Source organism: Halomonas sp. BM-2019, from assembly GCF_017584085.1.
Map to the genome: position 1 here is coordinate 522666 of NZ_CP071922.1, position 8478 is coordinate 531143.

The following is an 8478-nucleotide window of genomic DNA, read 5'->3' on the forward strand; positions in this document are numbered from 1 at the left end:
CCCACGCTGTTGCGCACCATGTTTGCGACGCCGCCGGAGCTCGTCACCGCCGCCGATGCCGCCGAGCGAGGCGGCCGTCAGGGCGACGCGCTGGAAACTCCGCCCGAGTTCCACCCAGTGGCGTTTGTCGTGGCGGCGTGCGACGAACAGCAGCAACAGCGCCGAACTCCGGATCGCCCGCACCTGTTTCCTGGCCTCGCCTTCCGGCCTGACGAGCCGCGTCATGATCCAGGTTCCCAGCCACCGGGGGATGGACGGAAAGCCCAGCGCCGCGGCGGTCAACCCATCCTGGCGATGACGGGCTTCCTGCTTCGAGAAGCGGATCCAGGAGACCAGTTCATCGACGAAGGCCGCATCCCGGAACTGGGCCAGGTTGCCCGCCTCGACGAAGTCGATGAGGGGTTCGACCTCCGGCTGGTCGGGGCGAAACGCCAACAGGGTCACCGCGTCGTGGCGATTGGCGGCCAGCAGCCGGGCGACGGCGTCATCCGGGATGCGCTTCCCGTCATAGCGCCGCCGGTTCGACTGGCGCAGGGCAATCGCGCGAAACAGCGCTTCCTCGCCATCGTCACCCTCGCCGTTCGGGGTCAAGCGGACCCGAAGGCAGGCGTCCTCCTCGTCCGCCGGGAAGTAGTCGACCGTGGCGGCCAGGCCGTGATGCGTGGCGGCAATGACGAGATTCTCCAGCGCGCAGCCGAGGCTGATGTAGAGGGCGTGGTCATCGGGGTCGACGATCGGTAGCCGGCGGCCGAGATCCGGATAGATCCGGATGGTGTCGTGGTCCGCCGAGAACCGCCACGGCTGGGTGTTGTGGCCGGAGGGTGCCAGCGTCGCATGATGGATCAATGACGTGATCGGCGGTTCCATCTTCCTTCCCCCTAGCCGTGGCGTAGCACTTGTGGGCCCGGTGGAGGCCAGGCATGGCGGGACTGTCAGGCGAAGAGTCGGTTGAACTCCTCGGTGAAGTCGTCGCTGGCGGGGCGGATGTCGAGCAGGGTATCGCACAGTTCGAGCAATCGCCGGGCGCAGCGATAGAGCATGTCGCTGAGTTGATGCAGGAGATTGAAATGCTCGGCGATCTCCCCGTAGTCCGTGGCGTAGTCGTGAGCCGCCATGTTGCGCACGGTCCGGCAGCGCTGCCAGTCACCCATGGTGTCGATGACCCCTTGTTTCTCGAAGAAAGCCAGCACCTTGAGGAAGCTGTCGGTGGGTTCGCCCATCAACAGGGCGCTATGGCGCATGGCGGATGCCAGGGTGTCCTGCAGTTTGGCAAAACGTTCGTTGATGGCGGCCAGGGTCTCGAAGAGCTCCACGTCCTTCTTGTGCTTGCCCAGCCAACCTGCCTCGATGGGCCAGTCGATCTTGGCCTCGGACTCATGGAGGAACCAGGCACAGCGCTGGATGGCCTCCAGCAGCCTGGCCAGGTGCCGATGTTGCTCGGCAAGCAGATCGGCACTCATGCGGCATCATCCAGGGGCTGGGCCTGCGAGAGGGCGATGGCCTGGAAAGGTGTGGGGGGTTGGCCCTGTGGATAATTCAGGATATCCACAGGCAGGTAGAGTGCCTGCTCAAGCGCGTACTTGAGGTCGGCCAGCGTCAGACGCGGCAGCGGCTGCGCGGTGATGATCAGGATGTCGAGGTCTCCGCCGCGGCGACTGTCGTCCAGGCGGGAACCGAACACCCGGACCTCGCTGCCTACTCCTGCGAACTCGCGGACGCAGGATGCGATGGTCTCCCGTTGTTCGCGGGTGAGTCGCATGGGGTGGGGCTCCTTGTGATGACGATGGACCAATGCCCGTGACAGCCATAGTTTAGCATTCTCCCAATAGCTGGCGGCGGCCACGAAAAGGGGCGCCCGAAGGCGCCCCTGGATCACTCAGGCAAGGCCGGCTCAGTGGCTATGCCCATGGCCGTGGCTATGCCCATGATCGTGGCTATGGCCGTGATCATGCCCATGGTCGTCGTGGCCCGGCTCGGCCAGGGCGTCGTGCAGGGTCTGGGCGTTGTGGCGCATCATGCCCAGGTAGGTGCTGGCCTCGCCCTCCGCGGCCAGGGCGTCGGCGTAGAGGGTGCCGGCGATGGGCAGGCCGGTCTCCTCGGCGAGCTGGTTGATGATCGCCGGGCTGGTCATGTTCTCGTGGAACAGCGCCTTGACGTTCTGCTCACGGATCACGTCGATCAGCCGGGCCATGTCGGCCGCACTCGGCTCCGCCTCGGTGGAGAGCCCCACCGGCGAGAGGAAGCGCAGGCCGTAGGCGTTGGCGAAGTAGCCGAAGGAGTCGTGGCCGGTGATCACACTGGTGGAGGCGGGAATCTCGCCGATCAGCCGACGCATCTCCTCGTCCATGGCCTGCATCTCGGCGATATAGCGCTCGGCGTTCTCGCGGTAGGCGGCCTCGTTGTCCGGGTCGGCCTCGATCAGGCCATCGAGGATATTGCCCACATAGACCTGGGCCTTGGCGAGATCCTGCCAGGCATGGGGATCATAGTCGCCGTGCACATGGTCATGATCATGGTCATGTCCGTGATCGTGGTCATGCCCATGGTCGTCGTGATCGTGGTCATGCCCATGGTCGTCGTGATCGTGGTCATGCCCATGGTCGTCGTGATCGTGATCATGCCCGTGGTCATCGTGATCGTGGTCATGCCCGTGATCATCGTGATCGTGGTCATGCCCGTGATCGTCGTGGTCATGTCCGTGATCGTGATCATGCCCGTGGTCATCGTGATCGTCGTGGTCATGGCCATGGGCGTGGTCATGGTCGTGGCCGTGGTAGTCCAGCCTGTCGATGCCGTCGGTGGCGGTCACCAGCGGGCCGGCATAGTCGCTGGAATCGATCAGCCGTTCCATCCAGCCCTCGAAGAGCAGGCCGTTGAAGACCACCAGATCGGCCTCGGCCAGGGCGCGGGCGTCGCGCGGGGTGGGCGAGAAGACGTGGGCGTCGCTGTCGGGGCCTACCAGGGCGGTGACCTCGACGTGCTCGCCGCCGACGTTCTCGACCATGTCGGCCAGGATGCTGAAGCTGGTGACCACCTGGACGCGCTCGGCGGCGATGGCGGCGGGCAGGGCCAGCAGGGCCGAGACGCCGAGCAGGGCGGCAGAGGGCTTGAGAAGGGACATGGGGTAACGACTCCTTGCTTGTTGGCTATCTTGCTTAGTGGCTATCGGTTGGCTTGGTGGCCGATCAGTGGGGCTCGGGCGCGCCCAGCGGCGCGGCGCGGTGGCGCAGGCGCCGCAGCAGGCTGTGGTGACGCCCGAACAGGGCGGAGAACAGGTAGCCGGCGCCGGCCAGCAGGATGATCGCCGGGCCGGAGGGAATGCTCAGGTGGTAGGAGAGCAGCAGCCCCCCGGCGCTGGCGACCAGGGCGATGGCGATGGCCACGCCGATCAGGCCCTCCAGGCGCTTGCTCCAGAAGCGAGCGGCCGTGGCCGGCAGCATCATCAGGCCCACCGCCATCAGGGTGCCCAGGGTCTGGAAGCCGGCGGTGAGGTTGAGCACCACCAGGCCCAGGAAGACGCCGTGGGCCAGGCTGCCGCGCACCCCCTGGCCGCGCAGGAAGAGCGGGTCGAGGCACTCCACCACCAGGGCGCGGAAGATCACCGCCAGGGTGATCACGATCAGGCTGCTGATGGCGGCGATCAGCAGCAGCGAGGTGGAGTTGACGGCCAGGATCGAGCCGAACAGCACATGGGTGAGGTCCACGCTGCTGCCGCCCAGGGAGACCAGCATCACCCCGGCGGCCAGCGAGATCAGGAAGAAGCTGGCCATGGCGGCGTCCTCGCGCTGGCCGGACATCTGCGACACGCTGCCGGCCAGCCCCGCCACCAGCAGGCCCGAGAGGATGCCCCCCAGGCTCATGGCCGGCAGCGAGAAGCCGGCCAGCAGGAAGCCCAGCGCCACCCCGGGCAGGATGGCGTGGGCCATGGCATCGCCGATCAGGCTCATGCCGCGCAGCACCAGGAACACGCCCATGGGGGGCGCGGCCAGCGACAGGGCGAAGCTGGCGATCAGGGCGCGCTTCATGAAGCCGTAGTCGAAGGGGGCGATCAGCCACTCGTGCAGTGATGCGAGCAGTTCGCCTAGCATGCGGCCACCCCGCTGATCCCCCGGGAGAGGAAGGGCACCGGTGCCTGGGCCTGGGGCGACTGCAGGAAGCTCTCCACGGAGACCCAGCGGGCATGGCCGCCGGCCAGCACAACCGCCTCATCGGCCAGGTGGGCCAGCTGCTCCAGGTCGTGGAGCACCACGATGAGGGTGACGCCGTCGTTGGCCATGTCGCGCAGCACGGTCATCAGCACGTCGACCGTCTCGGCATCGACGTTGGCGAAGGGCTCATCGAGCAGCAGCAGCTCGGCCTCCTGCATCAGGGTGCGGCCGATCAGGGCGCGCTGGCGCTGGCCACCGGAGAGCTCGCCCAGGGGGCGGTGGGCCAGGTGGGAGATGCCGAGCCGGGCCATGATCTCGCGCCCCTTGCGGTAGTGGGCGGCGCAGTAGCCCTTGAGCGCGCCGTGGCTCGGCCAGCTGCCGGTCATCACCAGCTCCTCCACGCTCATCGGGAAGGAGAGGTCGAGGGCCAGCTGCTGGGGCAGCCAGGCGCGCCGCTCCCTGGGCACTCGGCATTCGACGCGGCCGGCGATGGGCTTGAGCATGCCCATGATGCCCTGGATCAGGGTGCTCTTGCCGGTGCCGTTGGCGCCGACCAGGGCGGTGATGGCGCCGTCGCGGAACTCACCTTCGACGTGCTGGAGGACGGTGCGGCTGCCCTGGGCCAGCTGCAGGTCGCAGAGGCGCAGACGGGGGGGGGCGGGGGCGGCCATCAGCTCCACCACCCCGCGGCCCAGGCGACCGCCAGCCACAGCAGGGTCAGCGGCAGGACGACGAGCAGCAGCCGTCGGCCGACCGACAGCGACATCAGCGAGAAGTGGCAGGGCCCTTCGGGGCGGTGATGGTGTGACCGGTGTGCCATGGGAGAGACCTCGTTCACAAAACACGAAGTTATAACATAACGGTCGGCGCCCAGAAATGATCGGGCAGGGCGGAAGGGTCAAGCCTGCCGGGCGACGGCGACGCGCGCCAGGGCAACCCTGATGGCCTCAGGAATGTTATAACATATCGGGTAGAGGCGAAAGGAACAAGCATCGGATTCCGGCGCCGGCCACGGCGGCCGGGCAGCAGGCTCAGTAGCGCAGGGCGACGCCCAGCTGGTTCGGCCCCACCAGCAGGGCGTATTCCCCCTCCAGGCGCAGCTCGCCCATCGACACCCGGGCCGGCTGGAAGCGGTTCACCGCCGCCGTGGCCTGGCGCGGCTGGGTCTGCAGCTGCAGTTCGTTGATCAGCATGCCGGTGGCGAAGTTGAGGGCGCCGTCGCGCTCGCGGCCATCGCCCACGGCGATCAGTAGCCCCGCCGCGGTATTCACCGCCAGGGAGCCGAGCCGTGCCTCCAGGCTGCGCCGCCGGCGCTCCTCCTCGGCCACCGCCTCGAGCAGCCGCCGGGCACCCGCGATATCCCCCGGCTCGCCCGCCTGGAGCTCGTCCAGGGCGGCGGGGTGCGGCTGGCGGTCGAGGAACATGCCGCCCAGGGCCAGGGCCGACTTCACCACCCCCACCCGGGCGTCGTAGCGATCGTCGCGGTCGCTCGCCTCGCTGGCCTGCCAGGCGTTGAGCGCCAGGCTGCCGGCATAGAAGGTCGTCCAGCCCGCCTGCCAATAGCCGGCGTGGCGGGCCCCGTCGACCAGGGCCGATTCATAGGCCTGCCATTCGCTGTCCGGCCCCTGGGCGAGGGCGGGCAGGGGCAGCAGCAGGGCCAGCAGCAGGGCGGCGAGTCTTCGGGCGGCGGGGAAGCGGGCCATGGGCGTCTCCGGTATCGGCGATGAGACAAGCCTAGCACCGCCGCGGCGCCAACACCCTGTCGCCGCCCCCCCCCCCACACGAGGCTCGCGGCGAGGGTGTCGTCCCTTCACGCTCCCCTGCGGAGTGCTACCTTGCAGGGCGGTGCACAGCCCCCGGCCCTCCCCCGAGGCAGCGAGCCGGGGCGGCGAGGCCGCCATCAAGGCTTGTCATCAAAGTGTCACACGGGGAGGATACCGTGCGCGCACTGACATGGAACCGTCATCGTATCGTCACGAAGGGATCGTCCACCAACATGGCAGACCGCTCATGTCGAACCTCGGAGCCCCATCCGATCGTCCCGCCCTCTCCCGCCAGGCGCCCCGCGAGGTACCCGCCTGGCTGAGGGGCATCTACGCTGGCCTGTGCCTCTACCTCTTCCTGGCCGCCCTCAACGTGCTGGGCGCCGGCCTCGGCACCTTCGGCGGCGACAGCGATGTCCTGACCCGCGCCTTCGCCTACGGCGAGAACCCCTTCATCGCCCTGATGGCCGGCGTGCTGGTCACCATGGTCGTGCAGAGTTCATCGTTCACCTCGGCGCTGATCGTTACCCTGGTCGCCAGCGGCGAGATGACGCTGGGCACCGCCGTGTTCGCCATCATGGGGGCCAATATCGGCACCGCGGTGACCGGGGTGATCGTGGCCCTGGCCAACGTGCGCATCAAGCGCAACTTCCGCCGCTCCTTCACCGCGGCGATGATGCACGACTTCTTCAACATCCTCACCGTGATGGTGGTCTTCCCCCTGGAGTGGCTCACCGGGCTATTCCACGAGGGCGGCCGCGGCATCTTCAGCCGGCTGGCCGGCTGGTTGGCGGAGCTGATCGGCCTCGAGGAGGTCGCCCGCCCCAACAGCCCCATCAAGGTGATCACCGCCCCCATCGTGGATGCCGCCAACTGGCTGGGCGCCACCCTGATGCCGAGCCCCGCCGCGGCGGGGCTCTTCGTGGCCGGCCTGGGCATGGCGCTGATGTTCGCGGCGCTGGTGTTCATGGTGCAGAACCTGCGCGGTGCCCTGCTGCGCCATATGGATGGCCTGTTCCGCACCTACTTCTTCCGCACCGATGCCCGCGCTTACGGGGTGGGGGTGATCTCCACCGTGCTGGTGCAGTCCAGCACCATCACCAGCAGCCTGATGGTGCCGCTGGCCGGGGCCGGGGTGGTGCGCCTGCGCCGGGTGCTGCCCTTCATGATGGGCGCCAACCTCGGCACCACCGTGACCAGCGTGCTGGCCGCCACCGCCAACCCCGTCGCCGCGGCCATGACGGTAGCGCTGTTCCATGTCATCTTTAATCTGTCGGGCACCGCCATCTGGTGGCCACTGCGCTATATCCCGCTTCGCATCGCCACCTGGTACGGCCGCCTGGCAGGCCGGCAGGTTCGTTACGCCTTCCTGTTCCTGATCGGCGTATTCCTGGTGGTCCCGCTGCTCGGCATCACCGCCACCGAACTGTTCATGCGCCTGCGCTGAGCGCGGCCAACCGGGAGGTACCCATGTTTCGACAGCTCTATAGCGCGCTCACCACGGAGAACAGCATCGACCTGGCCTACGAGGATCTGACCCGGATGCTCGAGCACGGCGCCTGGATGTTCACCCGCGCCAACGAGGTGCTCTACAGCACCGTGCCCGCCGAGAAGGTGCGCGACCCGCTCTACAAGCGCGACGGCGCCGTCAACGAGCTCGAGCGCTCCATCCGCCGCAAGGTGCTGCGCCACCTGACCGTCAACCCCGGCCATGACGTGGCCATCTGCCTGGCGCTGATGAGCGTGGCCAAGGACGCCGAGCGCATCGGCGACTACTGCAAGAACGTCTTCGAGGTGGGTATCTTCTACAGCGAGGGCTTCCATGTGCCGCGCTACCAGAAGCCCCTGGACGAGATGGCCGAGGCGCTCTCCGGCCTGTTCAAGACGCTGATTGCCGCCACCCGTGACTCCGACGAGGCCAAGGCCCACCGGGTGATCGCCGACACCCGCACCGTCCGCGGCCGCTGCGATGACCTGATCGAGGCGCTGCTGCGCGAGGAGGAGGCGATCGAGTTCCACGAGGCGGTGGCCTACTCGCTGCTCGCCCGCCACTACAAGCGGGTGGCCTCGCACCTGGCCAATATCGCCACCGCGGTGACCGGCCGCCTGGAGGACCTGGACTTCCCCAGCGACGCCGACGACCGCGCCCTGGACTGAGGCCTTCGCCCCTGCGGCCTGCCCCTGCAAACGAGAACCCCGCGTCGGCGTCAGCCGGCGCGGGGTTCGGCGTCTTTGGCCCCGTGATGGCCCGGGGCCGTCAGGCGAGGTTGAACGCCTCGGTATCGATCTCCGCCTGCAGCCCCGTGCCGTAGCGCTCGCCCGCCACCCGGTCCGGGGAGAGCACGGCGTCCAGCCGGGTGACCGTGGCCGGCGCCAGGCGCAGCGCCTCGGCGGCCAGGTTCTCGCGCATATGCGCCACCGAGCGGGTGCCAGGGATCGGCAGGATGTCGTCGCCCTTGGCCCGCAGCCAGGCCAGGGCGAGCTGGCCGGTGCTCACCTCGAGCTCCTCCGCCACGGCCCGAAGCTCGGCCAGCTGCGGCAGGTTGCGGGCGAGGTTCTCGGCCGTG

At 68.4% G+C, this 8478-nt stretch carries 11 protein-coding genes; 2 read left to right on the forward strand and 9 right to left on the reverse strand.

Features of this window, described 5'->3' with window-relative positions; translation table 11 throughout:
* From J5F18_RS02655 to J5F18_RS02690, 8 genes are all read right to left on the reverse strand, one after another.
* Positions 1 to 867, reverse strand: an 867-nt coding sequence (locus tag J5F18_RS02655; RefSeq protein ID WP_346300802.1) for a hypothetical protein, incomplete at its 3' end; no start/stop codon positions are given.
* 65 nt (positions 868 to 932) lie between these two features.
* Positions 933 to 1460: a hypothetical protein gene (locus J5F18_RS02660; protein WP_346300803.1), complete on the reverse strand. Its 528-nt coding sequence runs from the start codon at positions 1458 to 1460 to the stop codon at positions 933 to 935.
* On the reverse strand, positions 1457 to 1759 hold the full coding sequence (locus tag J5F18_RS02665; protein ID WP_346300804.1) for a nucleotidyltransferase domain-containing protein: 303 nt from the start codon (positions 1757 to 1759) through the stop codon (positions 1457 to 1459). Before J5F18_RS02665 ends, J5F18_RS02660 begins: the two co-directional genes overlap by 4 nt.
* Before the next feature lie 132 nt (positions 1760 to 1891).
* Positions 1892 to 3121 carry a zinc ABC transporter substrate-binding protein gene (locus J5F18_RS02670; protein WP_346300805.1) on the reverse strand — a complete coding sequence of 410 codons (1230 nt, stop codon included), beginning with the start codon at positions 3119 to 3121 and terminating at the stop codon, positions 1892 to 1894.
* A gap of 64 nt (positions 3122 to 3185) precedes the next feature.
* Positions 3186 to 4076, reverse strand: a complete 891-nt coding sequence (locus J5F18_RS02675) for a metal ABC transporter permease (RefSeq protein ID WP_346302161.1) — start codon at positions 4074 to 4076, stop codon at positions 3186 to 3188.
* 5 nt (positions 4077 to 4081) lie between these two features.
* On the reverse strand, positions 4082 to 4819 hold the full coding sequence (locus J5F18_RS02680) for a metal ABC transporter ATP-binding protein (RefSeq protein WP_346300806.1): 738 nt from the start codon (positions 4817 to 4819) through the stop codon (positions 4082 to 4084).
* Positions 4819 to 4968, reverse strand: a complete 150-nt coding sequence (locus tag J5F18_RS02685) for a hypothetical protein (RefSeq protein ID WP_346300807.1) — start codon at positions 4966 to 4968, stop codon at positions 4819 to 4821. The genes J5F18_RS02680 and J5F18_RS02685 overlap by 1 nt, the downstream gene beginning before the upstream one ends.
* Positions 4969 to 5179: 211 nt before the next feature.
* Positions 5180 to 5851 carry a hypothetical protein gene (locus tag J5F18_RS02690; RefSeq protein WP_346300808.1) on the reverse strand — a complete coding sequence of 224 codons (672 nt, stop codon included), beginning with the start codon at positions 5849 to 5851 and terminating at the stop codon, positions 5180 to 5182.
* Positions 5852 to 6158: 307 nt separating this feature from the next.
* Between J5F18_RS02690 and J5F18_RS02695 the strand changes: the two genes are divergently transcribed.
* Positions 6159 to 7358 carry a Na/Pi symporter gene (locus J5F18_RS02695; RefSeq protein WP_346300809.1) on the forward strand — a complete coding sequence of 400 codons (1200 nt, stop codon included), beginning with the start codon at positions 6159 to 6161 and terminating at the stop codon, positions 7356 to 7358.
* A gap of 23 nt (positions 7359 to 7381) precedes the next feature.
* Positions 7382 to 8068: a PhoU domain-containing protein gene (locus J5F18_RS02700; protein ID WP_346300810.1), complete on the forward strand. Its 687-nt coding sequence runs from the start codon at positions 7382 to 7384 to the stop codon at positions 8066 to 8068.
* 100 nt (positions 8069 to 8168) lie between these two features.
* On the opposite strand, the gene J5F18_RS02705 is transcribed toward J5F18_RS02700, so the two are convergent.
* Positions 8169 to 8478, reverse strand: a 310-nt coding sequence (locus J5F18_RS02705; RefSeq protein WP_346300811.1) for an aldo/keto reductase, incomplete at its 5' end; no start/stop codon positions are given.

Bases quoted from the DNA above. Each gene is read 5' to 3' on its own strand.
- J5F18_RS02660 (WP_346300803.1), bottom strand. From the start codon at position 1,460: ATGAGTGCCGATCTGCTTGCCGAGCAACATCGGCACCTGGCCAGGCTG.
- J5F18_RS02665 (WP_346300804.1), bottom strand. From the start codon at position 1,759: ATGCGACTCACCCGCGAACAACGGGAGACCATCGCATCCTGCGTCCGC.
- J5F18_RS02670 (WP_346300805.1), bottom strand. From the start codon at position 3,121: ATGTCCCTTCTCAAGCCCTCTGCCGCCCTGCTCGGCGTCTCGGCCCTG.
- J5F18_RS02680 (WP_346300806.1), bottom strand. From the start codon at position 4,819: ATGGCCGCCCCCGCCCCCCCCCGTCTGCGCCTCTGCGACCTGCAGCTG.
- J5F18_RS02685 (WP_346300807.1), bottom strand. From the start codon at position 4,968: ATGGCACACCGGTCACACCATCACCGCCCCGAAGGGCCCTGCCACTTC.
- J5F18_RS02690 (WP_346300808.1), bottom strand. From the start codon at position 5,851: ATGGCCCGCTTCCCCGCCGCCCGAAGACTCGCCGCCCTGCTGCTGGCC.
- J5F18_RS02695 (WP_346300809.1), top strand. From the start codon at position 6,159: ATGTCGAACCTCGGAGCCCCATCCGATCGTCCCGCCCTCTCCCGCCAG.
- J5F18_RS02700 (WP_346300810.1), top strand. From the start codon at position 7,382: ATGTTTCGACAGCTCTATAGCGCGCTCACCACGGAGAACAGCATCGAC.